Source organism: Sulfitobacter sp. 1A13368, assembly GCF_043557275.1.
Classification (GTDB): domain Bacteria; phylum Pseudomonadota; class Alphaproteobacteria; order Rhodobacterales; family Rhodobacteraceae; genus Sulfitobacter; species Sulfitobacter faviae.
Genome location: NZ_JBIFFR010000006.1, coordinates 137,612 through 161,747, shown reverse-complemented (window position 1 = coordinate 161,747; position 24,136 = coordinate 137,612). Strand labels below are relative to the sequence as shown.

Annotated in this window: 22 protein-coding genes; 17 read left to right on the top strand and 5 right to left on the bottom strand. The window is 63.5% G+C overall.

Going from position 1 to position 24,136, the window contains the following annotated elements; translation table 11 throughout:
- Positions 1-21 precede the first annotated feature (21 nt).
- Genes ACGYK4_RS13465 through ACGYK4_RS13445 form a run of 5 tightly spaced genes read left to right on the top strand, consistent with a single transcriptional unit; the run spans position 22 to position 4,501 of the window.
- Positions 22-606 carry a TRAP transporter small permease subunit gene (locus ACGYK4_RS13465; protein WP_093928097.1) on the top strand — a complete coding sequence of 195 codons (585 nt, stop codon included), beginning with the start codon at positions 22-24 and terminating at the stop codon, positions 604-606.
- Positions 603-2,021: a TRAP transporter large permease subunit gene (locus ACGYK4_RS13460; RefSeq protein ID WP_394412425.1), complete on the top strand. Its 1,419-nt coding sequence runs from the start codon at positions 603-605 to the stop codon at positions 2,019-2,021. Before ACGYK4_RS13465 ends, ACGYK4_RS13460 begins: the two co-directional genes overlap by 4 nt.
- Positions 2,022-2,028: 7 nt before the next feature.
- Positions 2,029-3,366, top strand: a complete 1,338-nt coding sequence (locus ACGYK4_RS13455; RefSeq protein WP_394456960.1) for an amidase — start codon at positions 2,029-2,031, stop codon at positions 3,364-3,366.
- Between the two features lie 10 nt (positions 3,367-3,376).
- Positions 3,377-3,538, top strand: coding sequence for a hypothetical protein (locus ACGYK4_RS13450; protein WP_169306085.1), 162 nt, complete (start codon positions 3,377-3,379; stop codon positions 3,536-3,538).
- Positions 3,539-3,541: 3 nt separating this feature from the next.
- Positions 3,542-4,501, top strand: coding sequence for a 2-hydroxyacid dehydrogenase (locus ACGYK4_RS13445; protein WP_394456958.1), 960 nt, complete (start codon positions 3,542-3,544; stop codon positions 4,499-4,501).
- A 13-nt stretch (positions 4,502-4,514) separates the two neighbouring features.
- Here ACGYK4_RS13445 and ACGYK4_RS13440 read toward each other — a convergent pair whose 3' ends face one another.
- Both ACGYK4_RS13440 and ACGYK4_RS13435 read right to left on the bottom strand, forming a co-directional pair.
- A complete protein-coding gene (locus ACGYK4_RS13440; protein WP_394456956.1) occupies positions 4,515-5,450 on the bottom strand; it encodes a DMT family transporter in 936 nt (311 codons plus the stop codon).
- A gap of 18 nt (positions 5,451-5,468) precedes the next feature.
- The gene (locus ACGYK4_RS13435; protein WP_394456955.1) at positions 5,469-6,002 is read right to left on the bottom strand and encodes a TetR/AcrR family transcriptional regulator; all 534 of its coding nucleotides are present in this window, start codon (positions 6,000-6,002) and stop codon (positions 5,469-5,471) included.
- An 88-nt stretch (positions 6,003-6,090) separates the two neighbouring features.
- On the opposite strand from ACGYK4_RS13435, the gene ACGYK4_RS13430 reads away from it, so the two are divergent.
- The 12 genes from ACGYK4_RS13430 (at position 6,091) to ACGYK4_RS13375 (ending at position 20,518) form a co-directional block, all read left to right on the top strand.
- On the top strand, positions 6,091-7,161 hold the full coding sequence (locus ACGYK4_RS13430) for an alcohol dehydrogenase family protein (RefSeq protein WP_394456953.1): 1,071 nt from the start codon (positions 6,091-6,093) through the stop codon (positions 7,159-7,161).
- Positions 7,162-7,359: 198 nt separating this feature from the next.
- Positions 7,360-8,487, top strand: a complete 1,128-nt coding sequence (locus tag ACGYK4_RS13425) for an ROK family protein (RefSeq protein WP_394432090.1) — start codon at positions 7,360-7,362, stop codon at positions 8,485-8,487.
- A gap of 3 nt (positions 8,488-8,490) precedes the next feature.
- Positions 8,491-9,417 carry a carbohydrate kinase gene (locus tag ACGYK4_RS13420; protein ID WP_394456951.1) on the top strand — a complete coding sequence of 309 codons (927 nt, stop codon included), beginning with the start codon at positions 8,491-8,493 and terminating at the stop codon, positions 9,415-9,417.
- A gap of 149 nt (positions 9,418-9,566) precedes the next feature.
- A complete protein-coding gene (gene zwf, locus ACGYK4_RS13415) occupies positions 9,567-11,030 on the top strand; it encodes a glucose-6-phosphate dehydrogenase (protein WP_394456950.1) in 1,464 nt (487 codons plus the stop codon).
- On the top strand, positions 11,027-12,835 hold the full coding sequence (gene edd / locus ACGYK4_RS13410) for a phosphogluconate dehydratase (RefSeq protein ID WP_394456948.1): 1,809 nt from the start codon (positions 11,027-11,029) through the stop codon (positions 12,833-12,835). The genes zwf and edd overlap by 4 nt, the downstream gene beginning before the upstream one ends.
- A gap of 3 nt (positions 12,836-12,838) precedes the next feature.
- Positions 12,839-13,492 (top strand): bifunctional 4-hydroxy-2-oxoglutarate aldolase/2-dehydro-3-deoxy-phosphogluconate aldolase, encoded by a 654-nt coding sequence (eda, locus tag ACGYK4_RS13405; RefSeq protein ID WP_394456946.1) that lies wholly within the window; start codon positions 12,839-12,841, stop codon positions 13,490-13,492.
- A gap of 148 nt (positions 13,493-13,640) precedes the next feature.
- On the top strand, positions 13,641-14,672 hold the full coding sequence (locus ACGYK4_RS13400) for a LacI family DNA-binding transcriptional regulator (protein ID WP_394450558.1): 1,032 nt from the start codon (positions 13,641-13,643) through the stop codon (positions 14,670-14,672).
- Between the two features lie 115 nt (positions 14,673-14,787).
- Positions 14,788-16,092, top strand: a complete 1,305-nt coding sequence (locus tag ACGYK4_RS13395; protein WP_394418959.1) for an ABC transporter substrate-binding protein — start codon at positions 14,788-14,790, stop codon at positions 16,090-16,092.
- A gap of 118 nt (positions 16,093-16,210) precedes the next feature.
- Positions 16,211-17,077 (top strand): carbohydrate ABC transporter permease, encoded by an 867-nt coding sequence (locus ACGYK4_RS13390; protein ID WP_136720472.1) that lies wholly within the window; start codon positions 16,211-16,213, stop codon positions 17,075-17,077.
- Between the two features lie 12 nt (positions 17,078-17,089).
- Positions 17,090-17,920, top strand: coding sequence for a carbohydrate ABC transporter permease (locus tag ACGYK4_RS13385; RefSeq protein ID WP_394456944.1), 831 nt, complete (start codon positions 17,090-17,092; stop codon positions 17,918-17,920).
- A 15-nt stretch (positions 17,921-17,935) separates the two neighbouring features.
- Positions 17,936-18,940, top strand: a complete 1,005-nt coding sequence (locus tag ACGYK4_RS13380; protein ID WP_136720470.1) for an ABC transporter ATP-binding protein — start codon at positions 17,936-17,938, stop codon at positions 18,938-18,940.
- 72 nt (positions 18,941-19,012) lie between these two features.
- A complete protein-coding gene (locus ACGYK4_RS13375; protein WP_394431908.1) occupies positions 19,013-20,518 on the top strand; it encodes a mannitol dehydrogenase family protein in 1,506 nt (501 codons plus the stop codon).
- Between the two features lie 3 nt (positions 20,519-20,521).
- Here the strand turns inward: ACGYK4_RS13375 and arsJ are convergent, their stop codons facing one another.
- The 3 genes from arsJ to ACGYK4_RS13360 are packed head-to-tail and all read right to left on the bottom strand — an operon-like array spanning position 20,522 to position 23,618.
- Positions 20,522-21,784 carry an organoarsenical effux MFS transporter ArsJ gene (gene arsJ, locus ACGYK4_RS13370; protein ID WP_394456942.1) on the bottom strand — a complete coding sequence of 421 codons (1,263 nt, stop codon included), beginning with the start codon at positions 21,782-21,784 and terminating at the stop codon, positions 20,522-20,524.
- Complete coding sequence (locus ACGYK4_RS13365) at positions 21,781-22,779, bottom strand: ArsJ-associated glyceraldehyde-3-phosphate dehydrogenase (protein ID WP_394456940.1); 999 nt, start codon at positions 22,777-22,779, stop codon at positions 21,781-21,783. The genes arsJ and ACGYK4_RS13365 overlap by 4 nt, the downstream gene beginning before the upstream one ends.
- Positions 22,776-23,618: a helix-turn-helix domain-containing protein gene (locus ACGYK4_RS13360; protein ID WP_394456939.1), complete on the bottom strand. Its 843-nt coding sequence runs from the start codon at positions 23,616-23,618 to the stop codon at positions 22,776-22,778. The genes ACGYK4_RS13365 and ACGYK4_RS13360 overlap by 4 nt, the downstream gene beginning before the upstream one ends.
- Positions 23,619-24,136 lie beyond the last annotated feature (518 nt).

Here is a 24,136-nt window from a genome sequence, read left to right as displayed (position 1 = left end):
GTGCGAGATACCGAGGGCATCATGATATCTTTCATTCGGTTCGCCGATAACCTTTCCGCATGGTTCGGCAAGGCTTTTGCGTGGCTCATTTTGCTGATGTCCATCGGCACGGGCTACGAAGTTTTTGTGCGCTATGTGCTGAACAATCCCACGGCTTGGGCGCTGGACGTGTCCTTCATCATGTATGGCACGCTCTTTATGATGGGCGGGGCCTATACGCTGTCGCGGGGTGGCCATGTGCGGGGGGATTTCCTCTATCGGCTGTTCCAGCCGCGCACCCAAGGCATGATCGACCTCGTGCTCTATATCATCTTCTTTTTCCCCGGCGTCACCGCGCTGATCCTCGCAGGCTGGAAATATGCCGCCCGCTCGTGGTCATACGGCGAGGTGTCGGTCAACAGCCCGGCGGGGGTTCCGATCTATCAATTCAAGGCGATCATCGTGGCGGCGGGGATACTGCTGTTCATCCAAGGCATCGCGCAGGTCTGCCGCTGTCTCATCGCCATACGTTCCAACTACTGGCTGGAAGCCGAGGAAGACGTCTTTGAGACCGAAGACCTCATGATGCGCGAAGCCAACAAGGCCGAAAAGGGCCATCTCACATGACCGATCCGCAAATCGCCCTGATGATGCTTGGGCTGTTCATCGTCTTTGTTTTCCTAGGGTTTCCGATTGCTTTCACGCTGATGGCGATGGGCATCGGCTTTGGCTATTACGCCTATTTCGACGCGCGCCGCATGTGGCGCAGTTTCGACCGGCTGGACGAGGGGGCCGGCCAATGGGAGCAATGGTCGACCTGGATAGATGGGTTTTTCAACAACCGAATATTCGACCTTTTCGTGAACCAGACCTTCACGGTCATGTCGAACGAAGTGCTCACGGCGGTGCCGCTGTTCCTTTTCATGGGCTATATCGTGGAGCGGTCGAATATCGTCGACCGGCTGTTCACCACGCTCAACATCGCCTCCAAGAACATCCCCGGCTCCATGGGGGTCGCGGCGCTGATCACCTGCGCGCTCTTCGCCACCGCCACGGGCATCGTCGGCGCGGTGGTGACGCTGATGGGGCTTCTGGCCCTGCCCGCGATGCTGAAGGCGCGCTACAACCCGTCCTTTGCCGCCGGCATCATCTGCGCGGGGGGCACGCTGGGCATCCTGATCCCGCCCTCGATCATGCTGATCGTCTATGCAGCGGCGACCAATGTCTCCATCGTGCGGCTTTACGCGGCCGCACTCCTGCCGGGGCTGACGCTGGTGGGGCTCTACCTGATCTACATCATCGGGCGCTCTCTCTTGCAGCCCTCCTCGGCCCCGCGGCCCACGGCGGATGAGGTGCCGGACATGCCGATGGGCAAGCTGTTGCTGATGATCGCCACCTCCTTCCTGCCGCTGGCCTTCCTCATCTTTGCGGTGCTGGGCTCGATCCTCTTCGGCCTCGCCACCCCGACGGAGGCGGCCTCGATCGGCGCGCTTGGCGGCATCTTCCTTGCCTTCATTTACCGTGCGATGACATGGCAGCGGATGCGCGAAAGCGTCTATCTCACGGTGCGCACCACGGCGATGGTCTGCTGGCTTTTCGTCGGCTCCTACACCTTCTCGGCGGTGTTCTCCTACCTTGGTGGGGAGCATGTGATCTCGGAGTTCGTGCAATCGCTGAACCTCTCGCCGATCATGTTCCTGATCCTTGCGCAGCTCATCATCTTTCTGCTGGGCTGGCCGCTGGAATGGTCCGAGATCATCATCATCTTCGTGCCGATCTTCTTGCCGCTGCTGGCCGTCTTCGAGATCGACCCGCTGTTCTTCGGCATCCTCGTGGCGCTGAACCTGCAGACCTCGTTCCTGACGCCACCGATGGCGATGTCGGCCTATTACCTCAAGGGGATTGCCCCGCCCGAGCTGCGGTTGACGCAGATCTTCGCGGGGGTCATGCCCTTCCTGTTCTGCGTGATCCTGTCGATGATCTTGATGTATGTCTTCCCGCAGATCGTCTTCTACCTGCCGGAGGTGTTCTATGGGCGCTGAGCCAAGGATGACCGCCGCAGCAGCGCTTGGCGTGGTCGAACTGCGGGACCGTTTGGCGACCGGCGCATTGGATGCGCTGGCGCTGGTGGAAAGCTACATCGCGCGGATTGAGGCGCGCGAGGAGGTGGTGGGCGCTTGGGCGTGGTTCGACCCCGAGTTTGCCCGCGCGCAGGCCCGAACGCTCGACAATCATCGCCGGGCGGGCAGGCCGCTGGGGCGGCTGCACGGGCTGCCGGTGGGGCTGAAAGACGTGATCGACACGCGCAGCATCCCCACCGAAAACGGCGCGGCGCAGGACAAGGGGCGCGTGCCGCTGCGCGATGCTTTCATCGTCGAGCGGCTGCGGGCCGAAGGCGCGATCATCATGGGCAAGACGGTCACGACCGAACTGGCCTTCATGCATCCGAACAAGACCACCAATCCGCATAATCCGGCGCATAGCCCCGGCGGCTCGTCCCAAGGCTCGGCGGCGGCGGTGGCCGATGGGATGGTGCCCTTGGCCATCGGCACGCAAACCGGCGGGTCGGTGATCCGGCCTGCGTCCTTTTGCGGGGTTACCGGGTTCAAACCAACCTTCGGCGCGATCCCGCGCCGGGGGGTGCTGACGCAATCGCCCTCGCTCGACACCATCGGCGTCTTTGCCAGCGATCCCGCCGGGGCCGCGCTGCTGGCCGAGGTGCTGTTCGGCTATGACCCCGAAGACCGCGCGACCGAGCTTGCCCCGACCCCCGCGCTCTTGGCCGAGGCGAGCAGCGCGCCGCCGATCCCGCCGGTTTTCGGCTTTGTCCGCCCGCCGGGGTGGGAGGAGGCCGATCCGCAACTGCACGCCGCTTTCGAGGAACTGGTCGCAGCCCTTGGCGATCAGGCTTTCGAGATGCCCCTGCCGCCGGTCTTCAGCGAGGCCGCCGAGGCGCGCAAACGCATCAACTTTGCCGAGATGGCCTATCACTTCTACCCCTATCTGCGCGACGGGGCCGAGCTACTCTCACCCGTGGCACGGGAGGCGATGGAGGCGGGCAATAAGGTGCTGGCCCGCGATTACCAATCGGCCCGCGACCTGCCCAAGGTGCTGACCGCCGCACTCGAAGAGTTGCTGACCCGTTGCGACGTGCTGCTCTGCCCCGCGGCAACCGGCCCCGCGCCGCGCGGGTTGGAGACCACCGGCGATCCGATCTTCAACGGTCTTTGGACGCTCTGCGGCAGCCCCTGTGTGACCCTGCCGTTGATGACCTCGGAAGAGGGGCTGCCGATGGGGGTGCAACTGGTCGGCGGTCACGGCCAGGATGGGCGTCTGATGCGCAGCGCCCAGTGGCTTTTCGACTGGGCCGATGGTGCAACTGAATGAGGATGAGACCATGAACCGCCTACTTGCCCTGCTCGCCTTTGCCGCGATTGCGGTGTTTTTGCTGATCCTCGCCGTTGAGGTGCCCAGCATCGACCTGATCATCATCGTCGCGGTGACGCTGGCCTTCGTGGCCTATGACTTTTTCACCTCCAGCCGGAAAGATCGGGACTGAGCCATGGGCAAACCCGTCATCTGGATCACCCGGCAGCTCTCTGAGGCCACACTCGACCGCGCGAGGCGGGATTACGAGGTGATCTGGGACCCCGCCGACAAGCCCGGCAGCGCCGAGGACATCATCGCGATGAGCGCGCGGGTCGATGGTATGATCCCCTGCCATTCCGAACATTTCAGCGCCGATGTGGTGGCCCGGCTCGACCCCCGGCTCAAGATCATCGCGAACCATTCCGTGGGCGTCGATCACTGCGATCTGCCCAGCCTCAAGGCGCGGGGGATCGTGGTGACGAACACGCCCGGCGTTTTGTCGGATGCCACGGCGGAACTGGCGCTGATGTTGATGCTGGGGGCGGCCCGTCACGCGGTTGCCGGGGACCGGCTGGTGCGCAGCGGGAAGTGGCAGTCGTGGTCGCCTGCGATGCTGGTGGGCAAACAGCTTTCCGGCGCGCGGCTTGGCATCATCGGGATGGGCGGCGTTGGACGGGCTTTTGCCCTCAAGGCGCGCGGGCTGGATATGGAAATACATTACCACAACCGCCGCCGTCTGGACCCCGAAGCGGAGGCAGGGGCGACTTATCACGCCGAGTTGGACGACCTGCTGGCGGTCTCGGACTTTCTCTCGCTGCACTGCCCCGCCACGTCTGAGACGGTGGGCCTCATGAACGCCGCGCGCTTGGCGCGGTTGCCCAAGGGCTGCGTGATCGTGAATACCGCGCGGGGCAATCTGGTGGATGAGGCGGCGCTGCTCGACGCGCTCACCTCGGGCCATGTCGGCGCGGCGGGGTTGGATTGCTTCGTGACCGAGCCGGGCGGCAACCCGGCTTTTGCGGCCCATGATAACGTGATGATGATGCCCCATGTCGGCAGCGCCACCGTGGCCACCCGTGATGCGATGGGTTTCAAGGCGCTGGACAATCTCGACCATTTCTTCCGGGGCGAGACGCCGCCGGATCAGCTTTAGCGGCAGCGGTCCTCTAGGTGGCGCGTGGCGGCGGGGCAGGTGTGTGCCGCCGCAGCCGTCGCGGGGCGGGCAGGGTGATGATGGCCAAACAGCCGATCACCAGCGCGACGCCGACCCAGCCCTGCGGGGGCAGGCGTTCGCCCACGATGACCACGGCCAGCACCGCTGCGACGACCGGCTCGAACAGGGTGATCACGGTGGCCGTGCTCGCCTCAACCCGGGCAAGGCCGTAGCCGAAGGCGATATAGCCCAGAAACATCGGCACGGCGGCCATATAGAGCCCCACCGCGGCGTTGGTCCAAGAGGCCAGAAACGTCCCGCCCGAGACCGCCAGCACCGGCATCAGCAAGAGCCCGCCCAGCCCAAAGGTCGCCCCCATGGCCACGGCAGAGCCGGTGCCTTGCAGCATCATCCGGCGCGCGCTCCACGAATAAAGCGCGTAGGTGAAACCGCCGATCAGACCCAGCAAAACGCCCAGAGGGATGGAAGGCGCGCTTACCGCGCCGCTATGGGCATCGCCCTCGGCCAAGTAGATCAGCCCCATGCCGATCAGCCCGACCGCTGCGCCAAAGGACCAGCGCAGGGTCAGGCGTCGGCCATCCAACAGGTATTCGATCAGCGCCGAAAGCAGCGGGGCGGAGCCGATGGTGATGACCGTGCCCACCGTCACCCCCGCCAGCCGCATCGCGCCGTAAAAGGCCAGCGGATAGACCGCCACCGCCAGCGCGCCGATGACCAGCAGGCGGCGCTGTTGCCAGAGCCGACTGCGTTGGTTCAGGATGCCCCGCCCGGCCCAGAGGGCCTGTGCGATCCCGCCCAGCCCCATGGCAGCGGCACCAATGGCTGCGGCGCTGACCTCGGGGGCGAAGGTGGCGGCGGTGCCGGTCGTGCCCCAGACCACAGCGGCGAAAAGGATGGCGATCACGCCCCAGCGGTGGCCTTGCATCATGGAAACGTCCCTAGCATGTCATTGGTGCTGGTGCGCATCGCGCAGCAGGGTTTTGGCCAAATGCTGCGCGGCGGTCACGGCCTGCGCCCCGCGCAGCGGCCAAGTCTGTGTGAGCCCTTCGAGGATCAACAGTAACTCGGTCTCCGCACCCGGCAGATCGGCGGCTGCGGCGGCCTTGGCCGCGACCTCGGCCTTATGGCGCGAGAGCAAGGCGTGCAGTTTTTCGCTGCCGGGATCGGCGGCGACGGCGGCGTGGAACAGGCAGCCGTGCGAGGTTTCCGTTTCCATCCACTGCCCGACGCGGGTCAGAATTGCCTCAAGCGCCTTGGTCGGGGTCTCGGGCAGATCGGCGAAGACCAGCGCCAGATAGCGTTGTTGCCGGTTCTCCAGTGCCGCCAGCACCATTTCGGCGCGCGAGGGGGTGTATTTGTAGAGCGTGCGCAGGCTCACCCCGGCCGCATCGCGCAGGTCTTCGACGCTGGGGTCGGCAAAGCCGCGGGTGGCAAAGGCACGTTCGAGCCCGGCGGCGATCTTGCTTTTGGTATCTGTCATACTTGACGATGTAGAGGGGGCGCTCTACCTACGCAAGTAGAGCAATCATTCTACATTTGACCATTCTGCCGCTGAAGGAGCCCGAGCGATGACCCTACCGAAGACCATGAAAGCGATGCTGCTGACCGGCCATGGCGGCTTGGACAAGCTGGAGTGGCGCGAGGATGTCGCGCTGCCAACGCCGGCCCCGGGGGAGGTGCTGGTCCGCGTCGGCGCGGCGGCGGTGAACAACACGGATGTGAACACGCGCACGGGCTGGTATTCCAAAGCGGTGCGCGGCGACACTGGTTCGGCGGCGAGCGAAGGCTACGACGGCGCGTCGGACGCCGATGGCGGCTGGGCTGGCGCTTTGAGCTTTCCGCGCATCCAAGGAGCCGATTGCTGCGGAGAGGTCGTGGCCGTGGGCGCGGGTGTCGATCAAGGCCGCATCGGCGAGCGGGTTTTGATCCGGCCCATGTACAGCCCGGCGGGCGCGGGGCCGGACGATCTGGTCACCTTCGGATCGGAGCGGGACGGCGGTTTTGCGGAATATGCAACCGCCGAGGCCAGCAATGCCCTGCGGGTCGACAGCCCCCTCACGGACCTCGAACTCGCTTCCTTTCCCTGCGCCTTTTCGACCGCCGAAGGCATGATCCAGCGCGCGGGTTTGGGGGCAGAGCGTGTGTTGATCACCGGTGCCTCTGGCGGTGTCGGCTCGGCGGCGGTGCAACTGGCGAAACGGCGCGGCGCGCATGTGACGGCGGTGACCAGCCCTAGCAAGATGGAGGCGCTCAAGGCACTTGGCGCGGATGAAACGCTGGGTCGAGATGCCGAGTTGCCGCAGGACGCTTATGATGTGGTGCTCGACCTCGTGGGCGGGGCGCGTTGGCCCAAGCTGCTCGACGCGCTTGTGACGCGCGGACGCTATGTGACCTCGGGCGCGATTGCCGGGCCGATCGTAGAGTTGGACCTGCGCACGCTCTACCTCAAGGACCTGACCCTGATGGGCAGCACGCGGCAAGAGCCAAGCGTTTTTGCCGATCTGGTGGGCTATATCGAACGCGGGGAAATCCGGCCTGTCGTGGCGGAAACCTATGCGCTGCGCGATCTGAAGCAGGCGCAGGAGGCCTTCATCGAAAAGTCCCATATGGGGAAAATTGGGATCACTGTCGCAGATTAACCGCAAAAGCGGGCCGCTTGCCTTTGGGCGGTCGGCCCTTCAGCGCGCAATAAGTCAATCAGATTGATTTAAGCGTTGACTCACCTCCTCCCATCTGGGATTTCTCCGGTGAAACGCCGCATGAACCGGGGGGAGGCCAGTTTGCAGCAGCTACAGACCGTCGCCGACCGCGCCGCGCGCGGCTCGAACCAGAGCGGGATGCGGGCTTATAACGAACGGCTGGTCCTGTCGCTCATCCGGCGCAGCGGGCCGACGTCCAAGGCAGAGGTTGCCCGGCTCACGGGCCTCTCGGCGCAGACCGTATCCGTCATCATGCGCGCCCTCGAAGCCGAGGGTCTGCTGAAGAAAGGCGCGCGGGTGCGGGGCCGGGTGGGGCAGCCATCGGTGCCGATCAGCCTGAACGCCGAGGGCGCGTTTTTTCTGGGGCTAAAGGTCGGGCGGCGCAGCGTCGAATTGATCCTGACCGATTTCGAAGGGCAGGTGACCCGCCACAGCAGCGAGACCTACGCCCATCCCACGCCCGATGCGGTCATGGCCTTTGCCGCGCGCGCTTTGCGGGACGCGCTTGCCTCCCTCTCCGTCGAGCAGCAGGCGCGGGTGGCCGGGCTGGGCGTGGCCCTGCCGTTTGGCATCTGGGAATGGGAAGTCGCGGGCGGCGATCTGAGCGCGTGGCAGACCTTTGATATCGGAGTGGCTTTGGCGGAACTGGTCGATCTGCCGATCTATATCTGCAATGACACCTCTGCTGCCTGCGGCGCGGAACTGGTCTTTGGCGCGCAGGACAAGCCGCGTGATTTCCTCTATTTCTACATCGGCTATTTCGTCGGCGGCGGGCTGGTGCTGGACAGCAAGCTCTACACCGGCAAAAGCGGCAATGCCGGGGCGCTCGGCTCCATGCCGTTGGCCGGGGATGCGGCGCGGCAATTGGTCAATGTGGCCTCTTTGGCGACTTTGGAGGGCGCCTTGCAAAAGGCCGGAGAGACCCGCCGCACCCCTTGGAGCGATCCGGCGGCCTGGGGCTTTGGCGACGACATCTTGCACCCATGGCTCGACAGCACGACCGAGGCATTGGCGCAGGCGATCCGGGCCGCCACATGTTTGATTGATTTCGACACAGTGATGATCGACGGGTCGGTGCCCGCAGAGGTTCGTGCCGAATTGGTCGCCCGCACCCGCCGCCACCTCGCCGCCCGGCCCCTCCCGGGCGTCACCCTTCCCGAATTGCGCGAAGGCACCGTCGGCAGCGACGCCCGCGCGCTCGGCGCGGCGAGCCTGCCGCTTTCGGACCGTTTCCTCGTCGACCGTGACGCATTTTTGAAAGGCTGACAGATGATCCTTTGCTGCGGAGAAGCCCTGATCGATATGATCCCGACCCCGACCAAGGCAGGCCCCGATGGCTTTGTGCCCCATGCGGGCGGGGCGGTGTTCAACACGGCCATCGCATTGGGGCGGCTCGGCGCGCAGGTGGGGATGCTCTCGGGCCTGTCGTCGGACATGTTCGGGCGGCAGTTGGTCGACGGGTTGAAGGCAAGCCATGTGGATGTGTCGCATGTTGTCCTGTCCGACCGTCCGACGACGCTGGCCTTCGTGCGGCTGGTGGGCGGCCATGCGACTTATGATTTCTACGACGAAAACTCGGCGGGTCGCATGATCACGCCGGAGGATATGCCTGCGCTTTCGAGCGAGGTTTCGGCGCTGTATTTTGGCGGGATCAGTTTGGCCTGCGAGCCGGGAGCGGACGCCTATGCCGATCTGCTGGCGCGCAACGCCGAGGGCCGCGCGGTGATGATCGACCCCAACATCCGCCCCGGTTTCATCAAGGATATCGAACGTTATCGTCAAAGGCTCGACCGGATGCTGGCGCTGTCGGATATCGTGAAAGTGTCGGATGAGGATCTGAACTGGATCAACCCCGCGCCGCTGTCGCTGCGTGACAAGGTGGGCGAGTTGCTAAAGAGGGGCCCATCGGTTGTCATTCTGACCCGCGGGGGCGAGGGGGCGACGGGCTATCTGGCGAATGGCGAAGAGGTGCAAGTGCCCGCCGTCAAAGCCGAAATCGTCGATACGGTCGGCGCGGGCGACACGTTCAATGCAGGCGTTCTGGCCAAGATGTCCGAGCTTGGGCAATTGCATAAATCTGCGCTTGCCACCCTTGCGCCAGAGGTGCTTTCCGAAGCGCTGGCCTATGGCGCGCGGGTTGCCGCCGTGACCGTTTCGCGGGCCGGGGCGAACCCGCCTTGGGTAGAGGAAATATGAAATGTTGAAGAACCGCCTATCTTTTTCGCTCAAATATGTTAGCGCTACCAGTGGCCGCCCGGAGGAGGGCGCGAAGGGGGTGGTGATGGCTTTGGGCAATCGAAAACAGGGTGCCATAGCGCACCTGCGCAGGCAGGAGGGCTGACCCCATGGTATCGCGCGTAATCCCCGTTGATCCTTTCGACCTCGTTATTTTCGGCGCGACCGGCGATCTTGCCCGGCGCAAGATTCTGCCCGGTCTGTTCCACCGCTTCACCGTCGGCCAGATGCCGGAAGCCGCGCGGATTGTCGGCGCGGCCCGTTCCGAGCTTGATGCCGACACTTTTCGAAAGTTGATCCGCGACAGCCTGCTGGAGTTCGCCCCCAAGCTGGCCCAAGAGGGTGCCGCTTTGGAGCGGTTCCTTGGCATGGTGCATTACGTGCGCGTGGATGCCTCTGGCGATGCCGGCTGGGCGGATCTCAAAGACCTGATGCGTGATGATGTCGTGCGGGCCTTCTACCTCTCGGTCTCGCCGTCGCTCTTCGGCACGATTGGTGGCAAGCTGCATGACCACGGCATCGCCACAGCCGAGAGCCGCATCGTCGTCGAAAAGCCCTTTGGCCATGATCTGGAAACCGCGCAGGCGCTGAACGCCGACTTGCGTGCCAACTTCGACGAAAGCCAGATTTACCGGATCGACCATTACCTTGGCAAAGAGACGGTGCAGAACCTCATGGCGCTGCGTTTCGCCAATGCGCTTTGGGAGCCGCTGTGGAATTCCACCCATATCGACCATGTGCAGATCACCGTGTCCGAGAGCCTCGGTGTCGAAGGGCGGGGCGAATACTACGATAAATCGGGTGCCATGCGCGACATGGTGCAGAACCACCTGATGCAACTGCTGTGTCTGACGGCGATGGAGCCGCCCTCGCGCTTTGATCCCAACGCGGTGCGCGATGAGAAGGTGAAGGTGATTGAGGCGCTGGAGCCTGTGGCGCAGAAGGATATCGCCCGGGGCCAGTACCGCGCCGCCAATGGCGCGGGCAGCTATCGCGACCATGCGGGCGACCCCGACAGCCGCACCGAAAGCTTTGTCGCGATGAAGGTGAGGATCGCCAATTGGCGGTGGGCGGGCACACCCTTCTACCTGCGCACGGGCAAAAAGCTGCGCGGGCGCAGTTCCGAGATCGCGGTGATCTTCCGCGACCCGCCGCATATGATCTTCCCCGCGACGGAAGGCCACAAGGGCAACGCGCTGATCATCCGGTTGCAACCGGATGAGGGCATCACCCTGCGCAACACCATCAAAGACCCCGGCCCCGGCGGCATGCGTCTGGCCGAAGTGGCGCTGGATATGACCTTTGCCGATGCTTTGGGCGAGCAGGGCACCCCGCAAGACGCCTATGAGCGGCTGATCATGGATGTGATCCGCGGCGATCAGACGCTTTTCATGCGCGGGGACGAGGTCGAAGCCGCGTGGGCTTGGGCCGATCCGATCATTCACGGCTGGGAAGAGACCCGGCAACCCCCGTACCCCTATGACTCCGGCAGCTCCGGCCCCGAAGAGGCGCTGATGCTGATGCACCGCGACGGCCGCCGCTGGCGCGAGATCACACGAAAGGACGAGACATGACCCTGCATTCCACGATTGACCGCGTCACCGACCGTATCATCGCCCGCAGCGAGGCGACCCGGCGGCCCTACCTCGACCGGATGGAAGCCGCCCGCGCCAAGGGTCCGGCCCGCGCGCATCTGTCCTGTAGCGGGCAGGCCCATGCCTATGCCGCCTCTGGCGCGGATAAGGACCGGCTCGCGACCACCAGCGCGGGCAACCTCGGGATCGTGACCACCTATAACGACATGCTTTCGGCGCATCAGCCGTTTGAGCGCTACCCCGATCTGATCCGCGACGCCGTGCGTGCGGCGGGCGGCACTGCGCAGGTCGCGGGCGGGGTTCCCGCCATGTGCGACGGGGTGACCCAAGGCGAAGCGGGGATGGAACTGTCGCTTTTCTCGCGTGATGTGATCGCCTTGGCGGCTTCCGTGGCGCTCAGCCACAACACATTTGACGCGGCGGTTTTCCTTGGGGTCTGCGACAAGATCGTGCCCGGGCTGGTGATCGCAGCGCAGGCTTTCGGCCATCTGCCGGCCGTCTTCCTGCCTGCCGGGCCGATGGAAAGCGGGCTGTCGAATGATGAGAAGGCCAAGGTGCGCCAGCAATTCGCCGCGGGCGAAGTCGGGCGCGACGCGCTGATGGCCGCCGAGATGGCCGCCTATCACGGGCCGGGCACCTGCACCTTTTACGGCACCGCCAACACCAATCAGATGCTGATGGAGTTCATGGGGCTACACCTGCCGGGGGCGAGTTTTGTGTCGCCGAACGGGTCTTTGCGCGATGCGCTGACCCAGGAAGGCGCGAAACGTGCGCTGGCGCTGAGCGCTTTGGGCAATGATTACACCCCCGTCGCCTCGGTTCTGGATGAAAAGGCCTTCGTGAACGGGATCGTCGGGCTCAACGCCACGGGCGGGTCGACCAACCTGCTGATCCACCTTATCGCCATGGCGCGGGCCGGGGGGATCATTCTGGATTGGGAGGATTTCTCGGACATCTCCGATGTCACGCCGCTGCTGGCGCGGGTCTATCCCAACGGTCTGGCGGATGTGAACCATTTCCACGCCGCCGGGGGGCTGGGCTATATGATCGGCGAATTGCTCAACTCCGGCCATCTGCACCCCGACACCCAGACCGTCGCCGGACAGGGGTTGGAGCATTACACCGCCGAGCCGAAGCTGAAGGCCGAGGGGCTGGTTTGGGAGACGGGCGCAGGCGAGAGCCTGAACGAGAAAATCCTCCGCCCCGCCAGCGATCCATTCCAGCTCACGGGCGGGCTGCGCCGCATGGCCGGGTCGCTCGGCACCGCCTGTATGAAGGTCTCTGCCGTGGCGCCCGAACATCACGTTATCGAAGCCCCGGCGCGAGTCTTTGCGGATCAGAACGAGGTGAAGGCGGCCTTCAAGGCGGGCGAATTGACCGGCGATCTGGTCGTCGTCGTCCGCTTCCAAGGGCCCAAGGCCAACGGCATGCCCGAGTTGCACAGCCTGACGCCGCTTCTGTCGATCTTGCAGGGGCGCGGACAGAAAGTGGCGCTGGTCACCGATGGGCGCATGTCGGGGGCTTCGGGCAAGGTGCCTGCGGCGATCCACGTCAGCCCCGAGGCGGTCGACGGTGGCCCCATCGCGCGGGTGCAGGATGGCGATTTGCTGCGGGTTGATGCCGTGGCAGGGACGCTCGACGTGCTGGCCGAAGAATTCGACGACCGCCCCAACGTCACCGCTGATCTTTCTGCTTATCATGCCGGGACGGGGCGCGAGTTGTTCGCTATGTTCCGCGACACCGTCGGTTCTGCTACCACCGGCGCAACCATTTTTGGAGGCTGATCCATGACCCTTACTGCAAAAGACGCCAGCGGTTGCACCCGCGAAATCTGTGCGCTTGCCCCGATCGTGCCCGTGTTGGTGATCGAAGATGTCGCCGACGCCCGCCCCTTGGCCGAGGCGCTGGTCGCGGGCGGGCTGCCCGCTTTGGAAGTGACCCTGCGCACCCCTGCCGCCCTCGACGCGATTGCCGCCATGGCCGAGGTCGCGGGCGGCCACGTGGGGGCGGGGACGCTGGTCACCCCCGAAGATGTGCGTGCAGCGAAACGGGCGGGGGCGACCTTTGGCGTCTCGCCCGGTGCCACCGATGCGTTGATCGCGGCCTGCGAAGAGGAAGAGCTTCCCCTCTTGCCCGGCGCCGCCACGGCGAGCGAGGCGATGCAGTTGTTCGCGCGCGGCTATGACATGCTGAAGTTCTTCCCCGCCGAAGCTTCGGGTGGCGCGCCTGCGCTCAAGGCCATTGGCGCGCCCCTGCCGCAGATCACCTTCTGCCCGACGGGCGGTGTCAGCCCCGACAATGCGGAAAGCTACCTGAGCCTGCCAAATGTGCTTTGCGCGGGCGGCAGTTGGGTCGCGCCGAAGAAGCTGATCGATACCGGGGACTGGGCGGGCATCGAAGCGCTGGCCCGCGCCGCAGCGCAATTGGGCAAGGCCGGTTAACCCCGGAAGAGGGCCGGGCGCAGGCTTTCCGTTGCGCCCCAAAGGGCCGCGGAAAGCCTGACGCCACCAGCCCCTTGCTGGCTGGGCGAACTTATCTCTATATTGACTTTAGTTTACGCGCGCAGCGTTTCGTCAAGGGAGGGTTAAGATGGGCCAGCAGAAGATCCGCAATATGGAGGAGTTTGCCGCCGTGAGCGGCATTTCGCGGCCCACCCTGTCGAAGTACTTTAACGATGCCGACAGCGTGCGGCGCTCGACCCGGGAGCGGATTGAAGCCGCGCTGAGCCAGTATGACTATCGCCCGAACGTCTATGCGGTGAACCAGAACCGCCGCAAAACCCGCAACATCGGCGTGGTCGTGCCCAACCTTGCCGACCCGTTCTTTTCCGAGATTGGCCGCGAGGTGGAACTGGCCTGTCTGGCCGAGGGCTATAGCCCGATCTTGCTCAGCTCGCACGGCAACCCGGAGCAGGAGCGGGCCAATCTCGACTCGCTTCGGGCGCTGAAACCGGCGGGCGTGCTGCTGGCGCCCTTCGGCAAAGCCTCGGACCGCGACGAGATCGCGCGCTTTTGCAAGGACGTGCCAGTGGTGGCCTTTGACGCCAATGTCGAAGGGGTTTGCGAGGCTTTCGTCGGCACCGACAACTTCCAAAGCGTTGATTTGATCGTCGAATACCTCTGCCGCAGCGGTGAGCCGCCCTGTTTTTTCGAGATGAAGACCCCCAGCAACCCCAACGCCAATAAGCGCCGCCAAGCCTATCTGGAAGCGATGGAGCGGCACGGCTTTGCCCCGCACATCCATCAGGTGCCGGGGGAGGGCTGGAACTTTGAAGAGATCGGCGCGACCGAGGGTGGCAAGCTGATCTCGGCGGGGGCCTTCGAGACGGATACCGTGCTTTGCTCGAACGACCGTCTTGCCATCGGGATGCTCTCGGCGGCCTATGAGATGGGGCTGCGCGTGGGGCATGGCAAGGATTGCGCCATGCGGATCGCGGGGCAGGACGACCACCCATTCTCGCGTTATACCTGCCCGCCATTGACCACCATCGCGCAGGATTACGGTGCCATCGCGAATCGTGCAGCCAGTACGCTTTTCCGTATTATCGAAAGCGAAACCCGACTGACCGAACGCGAAGAGACGCTGTTTGACGGCAAACTGGTGATGCGCGCCTCGGCCTAAGCCATTGAGTTCGCAAGTTGCTCATAAAATAATTATCGCGCGTAAAATTTAATTTGACTGCGCGTTGCGTAGGTCGTTAGTCTCGGTGCATCATCTATAGAGGGAGGAACTATCGATGTTCTGCGATAAATCACTTTACGCTGCGACGGCTCTGGGCCTGATCATGGCGGGCGGCGCGGTTGCCGAGACGATCACCATCGCCACCGTGAACAACGGCGACATGATCCGCATGCAAGGTTACACCGACAAATTCACCGAAGAGACCGGCCACGAAGTGGAGTGGGTCACCTTGGAAGAGAACGTGCTGCGCCAGCGCGTCACCACCGACATCTCGACCAAGGGTGGCTCTTTCGACATCATGACCATCGGCATGTATGAGACGCCGATCTGGGGCGCGAACGGCTGGCTGGTGCCGCTGGATGACCTCAGCGAAGAATACGACGCAGACGATATCCTGCCCGCCATGGCCGGTGGCCTGAGCCACGACGGCACGCTTTATGCGGCACCGTTCTACGGCGAAAGCTCCATGATCATGTACCGCACCGATCTGATGGAAAAAGCCGGCATGGAAATGCCGAAAGACCCGACATGGGAATTTATCCGCGAAGCCGCCGCCGCCATGACCGATCGCGACAACGACATCAATGGCATCTGTTTGCGCGGCAAGGCCGGTTGGGGCGAGGGCGGTGCGCTGATCACGGCGATGTCCAACTCCTTTGGCGCACGCTGGTTCGACGAAGACTGGAACGCCCAGTTCGACACCGAGGCATGGGCCAACACGATTAACTTCTACAAAGACCTGATGGATGAAAGCGGCCCGGCGGGCTATGCCTCCAACGGTTTCAACGAGAACCTTTCGCTGTTCCAGCAGGGCAAATGCGGCATGTGGATCGACGCCACCGTGGCGGCCTCCTTCGTGACCAACCCCGAGGATTCCACCGTCGCCGACAAGGTTGGCTTTGCGCTGGCACCGGACACGGGCCTTGGCAAACGCTCCAACTGGCTCTGGGCATGGGCGCTGGCAATCCCGGCGGGCACCCAGAAAGAAGACGCCGCAAAGGAGTTCATCGAATGGGCCACCTCGAAAGATTATATTGAGATGGTCGCCGAGAACGAAGGCTGGGCGAACGTCCCTCCCGGTGCGCGCAAGTCGCTTTACGAGAACCCCGAGTACCAGAAAGTGCCCTTCGCGCAGATGACGCTCGACTCGATCCTCTCGGCCGATCCTGAGAACTCCACCGTCGATCCGACACCTTACGTTGGTGTGCAATTCGCCGCGATCCCCGAGTTTGCAGGCATCGCGACCGACGTGAGCCAAGAGTTCTCTGCCGCCTATGCCGGTCAGCAGACCGTCGAAGAGGCACTTGAGAAGGCACAGGACCTGACCAACGACGCAATGGAAGCTGCTGGCTACCGTTAAGCCGCCGCTTCCACGGCTCAAAGGGCGGCGAACACCGCCGCCCTTTTCCGCCCCACCACCCGATATGATACCCTTCACCTAAACGCGGCATTCGCCGCCGGCAGAGGAGATGTGCCCGATGGCTACCCAACATTCCCGATCAGCGGCACGCCTGATGATGGCCCCGGCGGTGGTCTTGCTGCTTGGATGGATGCTCATCCCGCTGACCATGACGCTCTATTTCTCTTTCAAGAAATACCTGCCGATGCGCGGCGGTGATCTGGGTTGGGTCGGCTTCGACAACTATGTGCGCTTCGTCACCTCCAGCTCTTTCTGGCCCTCGGTGATGACCACGCTGATCATCGTCGGTGGTGTGCTGGCGATCACGGTCTGCCTCGGCATCCTACTTGCCCTTCTGCTGAACCAGCCGATGTGGGGTCAGGGCTTTGTCCGCATCCTTGTCATCGCGCCCTTCTTCGTCATGCCCACCGTATCGGCGCTGGTGTGGAAGAACATGTTCATGGACCCGAACTATGGTCTCTTCGCGCATCTGTGGGAGTTCTTTGGCGCCACCCCGGTGCAATGGATGAGCCAAGCTTCGCTGTCGTCGATCATCATCATCGTATCCTGGCAATGGCTGCCCTTCGCGACGCTGATCCTGCTCACCGCGATCCAGTCGCTCGACCGCGAGCAGCTTGACGCCGCCGAGATGGACGGCGCGCCGGTGACCAAACGTTTCGCCTATATCACCCTGCCGCATCTGGGCCGCGCGATCACCGTGGTGATCCTGATCCAGACGATCTTTCTCTTGTCGATCTTCGCGGAGATTTTCGTGACCACGGGCGGGGCCTTTGGCACCAAAACACTGACCTATCTCATCTTCCAGCGCGTGCTGGAAAGCCAAAACATCGGCCTCGGATCGGCGGGCGGTGTCTATGCAATCATTCTCGCCAATATCGTCGCCATCTTCCTGATGCGCATCGTCGGCAAGAACCTGGACGCCTGAGGAGGAGACATCATGGCACGCGCAGTCACAAGGCAACGCAAGATCGTCAACACGGCCCTCGCTTGGGGCATTGGTTTCCTGATCTTCTTCCCCATCCTTTGGACCATCCTCACCAGCTTCAAGACCGAAGCACAGGCCATAGCCGACCCGCCAATCTTCCTCGGCTTCGACTGGACGCTGGCGAATTACGAGGCGGTTCTGGAGCGGTCGAACTACGGGCGCTTCCTGTGGAACTCCATCGTCATCGCGGGCGGCTCGACCATCCTTGGCATCATGATCGCGGTGCCTGCCGCATGGTCGATGGCCTTCGTCCCCGGCAAGCGGACCAAGGATATCCTGCTCTGGATGCTTTCGACCAAGATGCTCCCCGCGGTGGGCGTGCTCTACCCGATCTATCTGCTCTGCATCCAGTTTGGCGTGCTCGACAGCAAGATCGCACTGGTCATCATCCTAATGCTCATCAACCTGCCGATCATCGTCTGGATGCTCTACACCTACTTCCGCGAAATCCCCGGTGAGATTTTGGAAGCGGCACGGATGGATGGGGCAAGTCTGCGCGAAGAGGTGCTTTACGTCCTCACCCCCATGGCGATCCCCGGCATTGCCTCCACCCTGCTGTTGAACTTCATCCTCGCATGGAACGAAGCCTTCTGGACGCTCAACCTCACCGCGGCCAAGGCCGCGCCGCTCACCGCCTTCATCGCGAGCTATTCCAGCCCCGAGGGCCTCTTCTACGCCAAGCTCAGCGCGGCCTCCACCATGGCCATCGCGCCAATCCTCATCCTCGGCTGGTTCAGCCAGAAACAACTCGTCAGCGGCCTGACTTTCGGCGCGGTCAAGTAAGCAAGGGACAGTCACATGGGACAAATCAAACTCAATCAGGTTTCCAAAAGCTTCGGCGATGTGGAAGTCATTCCGCCCCTTGATCTGACCATCGAAGATGGCGAGTTCACGGTCTTTGTCGGCCCTTCGGGCTGCGGGAAATCGACCCTGCTGCGGCTGATCGCCGGGCTGGAGGACATCACCTCGGGCCATATCGAGATCGACGGCACCGATGCGACTAACGTGCCACCCGCGAAACGGGGGCTGGCGATGGTGTTCCAATCCTACGCGCTTTATCCGCATATGTCGGTGCGCAAGAACATCGCCTTTCCGATGAAGATGGCGGGCGTTCCGGCGGATGAACAGCAGCGCCGGATCGAAGCTGCGGCCAAGGCGCTGAACCTCACCGACTATCTTGACCGCCGTCCGGGCCAACTGTCTGGCGGCCAGCGCCAGCGGGTCGCGATTGGCCGTGCCATCGTGCGCGAACCTTCGGCTTTCCTTTTCGACGAGCCGCTGTCGAACCTCGACGCCGCGCTGCGGGTGGGCATGCGGCTTGAAATCAGCGAGCTGCACAAGCGGCTGGCCACGACGATGATCTACGTCACCCACGATCAGGTCGAAGCGATGACCATGGCCGACAAGATCGTCGTGCTGCGGGCGGGCCATATCGAACAGGTCGGCTCCCCGCTTGAGCTTTATTACAAGCCGCGCAACGAATTCGTCGCGGGCTTCATCGGCTCGCCCAAGATGAACCTGATCAAGGGCGCCGAAGCCGAAGCGCGTGGCGCGCCGACGATCGGCATCCGGCCCGAGCATTTCGACGTCTCCACCACCGAGGGCGCTTGGGAAGGCACGATCGGCGTGGCCGAGCATCTGGGCTCCGACACCTTCTTGCACGTCCATGGCGTAGCGGGCTGCGACCCGATGACCGTGCGCGTGGATGGCGAGTTGTCGGTCCGACATGGGGACCGGATTTTCCTGACCCCACAGGCGGACAAGCTGCACCGGTTCGACGCGCAGGGCCTTCGGGTCGAGTAATGCAAGCGGCAGGAATGACAGGCCGACCCCCGTACCCTTGCCCCGGTGCGCGGCCCTTTAAGGATGTGGATCATGGATAAACTGGTAGACCTCTCGAACGCGACGCTGGGTGATCTTGACATCGCCCACCCCAGCTATGACCGCAGCGCCCTGACCCCCGGCATCGTGCATATCGGCGTGGGCAATTTCCACCGCGCGCATCAGGCGTGGTATCTGCATCGTTTGATGCAGAGCGGCCAAGCGCATGACTGGGCGATCCTCGGCGCGGGCGTGCGCCCCTATGATGCGGCCATGCGCGAGAAGCTCTTGGCGCAGGACTGTTTGACGACGTTGATCGAACTCGACCCCGCGCAGACCTCGGCCGAGGTTGTGGGGTCGATGATCGACTACCTGCCGATCGAAGAAGGCAACGGTGCCCTGATCCGCGCCATGGCCGATCCGGCCATTCGCATCGTCGGGCTGACGGTCACGGAAAGCGGCTATTACATCGACCCAGTCAGCAAGGGGTTCGACGCGGCCCACGCGGATATCGTCCATGACGCGGCCCATCCCGAAACCCCGCGCACCGCCTTTGGGGCCATCGTCGCGGCCCTGCGGCTGCGCCGCGATGCGGGGCAGGGGCCGTTCACGGGGCTGAGCTGTGACAATCTGCAAGGCAATGGCGATATCCTGCGCCAAGCGGTCGTGTCGCTGGCGCGCATGTCCGACCCGGCGCTGGCCGATTGGATCGAGGCAAACGCCAGTTTCCCCAACTCCATGGTCGATTGCATCGCCCCGGCCACCGGCCCCGCCGAGATCGCACAGGCGCGGGAGTTCGGCGTGAACGACGCGGCCCCCGTCACCCATGAAGCCTTCCGCCAATGGGTGATCGAGGACGACTTCTGCGCGGGCCGCCCGGATTGGGATCAGGTAGGGGCGACCTTCTCGGACGAGGTGCACGCCTATGAGAAGATGAAGATCCGCATCCTCAACGCGGGCCATCAGGTCTTGGCCAATGTCGGTGAGGTGCTGGGGATTGAGACGATTTCCGGCACTATGGCGCATCCGGCGATCCGCGCGATGTTCCACCGCGTGCAGGCCGAAGAGATCACCCAGACGGTCGCCCCGGTGCCCGGCATGACACCGCTGGCCTATCTCGATCTGATCGAACAGCGCTTCTCGAACCCGCGCATCGTCGACACCACCCGCCGCGTCGCCTTTGACGGCTCGGCGCGGCACACCGGTTTCGTGCTGCCGATCCTGCGGGATCAACTGGCGGCGGGGCGTTCAGTCAGTGGTTTGGCCTTGGTCGAAGCGCTTTGGGCGCGGATGTGTGCGGGCACGCGGGAAGATGGCAGCGAAATCGTGGCCAACGATCCGATCTGGGACGAGTTGAAAACCGTGGCGCAGGCCGCGCGGGAACGGCCCGAAGCATGGCTTGAGCAAGAGCGCCTCTACGGTGATCTGGCGCAGGCCGAGGCGTTCCGCGATGCTTTTGTCGCTTGGCTCTCGCTCATCTGGGACGCAGGCGCAGTCGCGGCGATGAGCGCCTATACGCAGGCTGATGAGAACAACGGTCGCGCCAGCAAGGTGGGCTAAGGGTTAACTCTGGTCGGGTTTCAAGAACCCGACCAGCAGCGCCGACAGGGCCACCATGATCGCCGCCGCGCCCAGCATCAGGGGCAAGCCGCCGATCTGATAGCTCAGCCCCGACATCAGCGTGCCCAAGAGCCGCCCGGCGGCATTGGCCATGTAGTAAAACCCCACATCCATCGTCACCCGCTCAGCCTTGGTGAAAGAGAGGATGAGATAGGAATGCAGTGATGAGTTCACCGCAAAGACCGCGCCAAAGGCCAAGAGGCCGATCACAAGCGTCACGGTAAGCCAGCCCTGCGGCCCGTCGCTGAACAGCGCCGCCAGCGTCAGCGCCGCAGGCACGGCGGCAAGCGACCACGCCCAGCCCTTCGCGGCTGAGATCAGGTCTCCTGCCGGGCGGGATTTCGCGCGGAGCAGGCGTGGGGCGTAGATTTGCACCAGCCCGTAGAGGATCACCCAGACCGCCATAAAGGTGCCGATCATGAAAAAGGCCGCGCGGTTGCTTTCCTCCGTGCCATCCGAGAGGACCGCGTAGAAATAGATCGGGATGCCCACCACGAACCACACGTCCCGCGCGCCGAAGAGGAACACCCGCGCCGCGCTCAGCCAGTTCACATTGGCGGATTTTGAGAAGACTTCCGAGAACTTCGCTCCTTTGCGGCCCTTGGGCAGGCCGGGCGGCATGGCGGTCAGCACGGCGAGCAAGATCAGCGCAAGGATCGCGGCCATCCCGAGCACCGCCCAGACAAAGCCAAGCGTCGCCAGCAAAGCCGCGCCGAGCAGAAAGCCCAAACCCTTGACCATGTTCTTGGAGCCGGTCAGCAGCGCCACCCAGCGAAACAGCCCGCCATCCTCAGCCGGGGCGAGCAGTTTGACGGCGGATTTCGACGACATCTTGGCCAAATCCTTGGCCACGCCGCTGGCACCTTGCACCAGCATGACGAAAACGACCGAGGCGCCAACCGCCCATGTGGGGTCAAGCTGTGCCAGCGCCAGCAGCGCCACGATCTGCAACCCCAGCCCGGCATAGAGCGTCGAGGCGAGCCCGAAGCGCGCCGCGATCCAGCCCGCGCAGAGGTTGGTAATGATGCCCGCGATCTCATACAGCACAAAAAGATAGGCCAGTTGCACCGGCGAAAAGCCAAGCCGGTGGAAATGCAGCAACACCAACATGCGCAACGCGCCATCGGTCAGCATGAAGGCCCAATAGGCCGCCGTGACCGCGATATAGGCCGAGAGCCCCTCGGGGCGGGTCACGCTTTGGCTCACAGGCTTGCCCCGACCATCAGCGCCACATCGACCAGACGGTGGGCATAGCCCATCTCATTGTCGTACCACGCATAAATTTTCACCTGCGTCCCGTTCACCACCATGGTGGAGGGCGCATCGACGATGCTGGACCGCGTATCATTGGTGTAATCGGTCGAGACCAGCGGGCGCTCCTCATAGCCAAGGATGTCTTTCAACTCTCCTTCGGCCGCGGCCTTGAACAGGGCGTTCACCTCTTCCACGGTCGTCTCCCGCTCCACCTCAAAGACACAGTCAGTCAGCGAGGCGTTCAGCAGCGGCACCCGCACCGCATGGCCGTTCAACCGGCCTTTAAGCTCGGGGTAGATCAGGGTGATCGCCGTGGCGCTCCCCGTGGTCGTCGGGATCAGGGAGTTCAGGGCCGAACGGGCGCGGCGCAGGTCTTTGGCGGGGCGGTCGACGATGGTTTGTGTGTTGGTCACATCGTGGATCGTGGTGATGGAGCCATGTTTGATCCGCAGCGCCTCATGGATGACCTTCACCACCGGGGCGAGGCAGTTGGTCGTGCAGCTTGCCGCCGTGACGATCCGGTGCCGTGCGGGATCATAGACATCGTCATTGACGCCATAGACGATATTGGCCGCATCCACGTCTTTTACCGGAGCCGAGATCACCACCTTCTTCACCCCGGCTTCGAAATAGGGGGCGAGCTTCGCCTCGGTCTTGAAGACGCCGGTACAGTCGATCACCACATCCACCCCGTCGAGCGGCAGCGCGCTGAGGTCACGCGTGCCGATGAAGGGCAGGCGGGTGCCGTTGATGCTCACGCTGTCGGCGTCATGGGCGAAATCGGCCTGCCAGCGCCCGTGCACCGTGTCGAATTCCAGCAGATGCGCGTGCATTTCCGGGTCGCCCACCGCATCGTTGATCCATGCAATCTCGGCCCCCTGTTCCAGCAGCGGTTTCAGGGCGAGCTTGCCGATACGGCCAAGGCCGTTGATCGCGTAGGTGGTCATGCGGAAGTTCCTTCTTTGTCGGTTTGGCCAGCGTCATCCAGCGCCTTTTGCAGCGAGATACGGTCGAGCGAGGTAAGCGGTAGGCTGGTAAAGCCCAGCATCCGGTTGCGCAGGGTGCCATAGGCCTGCTGGAAGGCGAGGCTCTTTTCCGCGTCGGAGCCTTCGACCTTGACCGGGTCGGGCAGCCCCCAATGCGCCGTGATCGGCTGGCCCGGCCATGTGGGGCATTCCTCATTGGCGGCCTGATTGCAGACGGTAAAGACGAAGTCGAAGGCCGGCGCATCCGCGGCCTGAAACTCAGAGATATGTTTTGACCTGAGGTGGGTCACGTCATGGCCCTTTTGCTTGAGCACTTCGACGGCGAAAGGGTTCAGCTCAGACTGCGGGCGGGTGCCTGCCGAATAGACGTTGAACCGGTCCCCTGCGAGGTCGCGTAGGATGCTTTCGGCAAAGATCGACCGGGCGGAATTGCCGGTGCAGATGAACAGGACGTTGAACTTGTCGTCGGTCATGGGGGCGTTTCCATCTGAAGAGGCGAGGGGGAGGCAAATTTCGGGCCGGCCACGGCAGCAGTCGTTCAGTAGGTAGCCGATGGTGTCCCGAGCGGCCTCGATATCGATCGCATAGCGCAGGGATGTGCCCTGCCGTTCTTGGCTCACCAACCCCGCCTGCATCAGCGCGCCGATATAGGTCGAGAGGGTGTTGGGCTTGAGGCCGAGGGCCTGCGCCAGTTCGGTCGCGGGCACCCTGTCGGGGTAGCGGCGCATGAGCAGCCGAAACAGCGCGAGGCGCTGCGGATGGCCGAGGGTGGCGAGACGGATGGGGATCACTTGTTCCATAATTCATGAATTACAGAATTAATCAGCTTTGCGCCAGTGAAGTTTTTGTAACAGCGCCAAATCGGCTGCGCCCGTATCGCCCCTATCCGCGGCGATTCATCGAAACCTATAAATATTACCAGCTTTACAGATGCGCCCCGGCGCGCGCAGTCAAGATGCGCCGGAAATTTAATCAAACTATAACAAATGCTTGAAGATCGACGGCGCGAATCTTGCTATCCGAGTTTGCAGCTGTGCTGAATGGCCGTCAGACATAAGATGCGCGCTCAGGCTGACGCGACCTTTTGACAGGGCCTGCCATTTGGCTCTGTTTCGGTCCCCGCTTTCGGAAGCCGCGCCCCTGTCCGCTGTGTTGGACGATCGTGTTTTTGTAAGGGGCGCATTGGTTTTCGGGCGGGGGCCCCTTTATGTTCTGCACCGCTTCGCGGGCAGGCGGACGTGCCGACCTTTCGTCGGGCGGCCCTTTCGCTTGACCCTTGGTCATCGGGACAAAATTGCAACGTTTCGGCCCGTTTCCC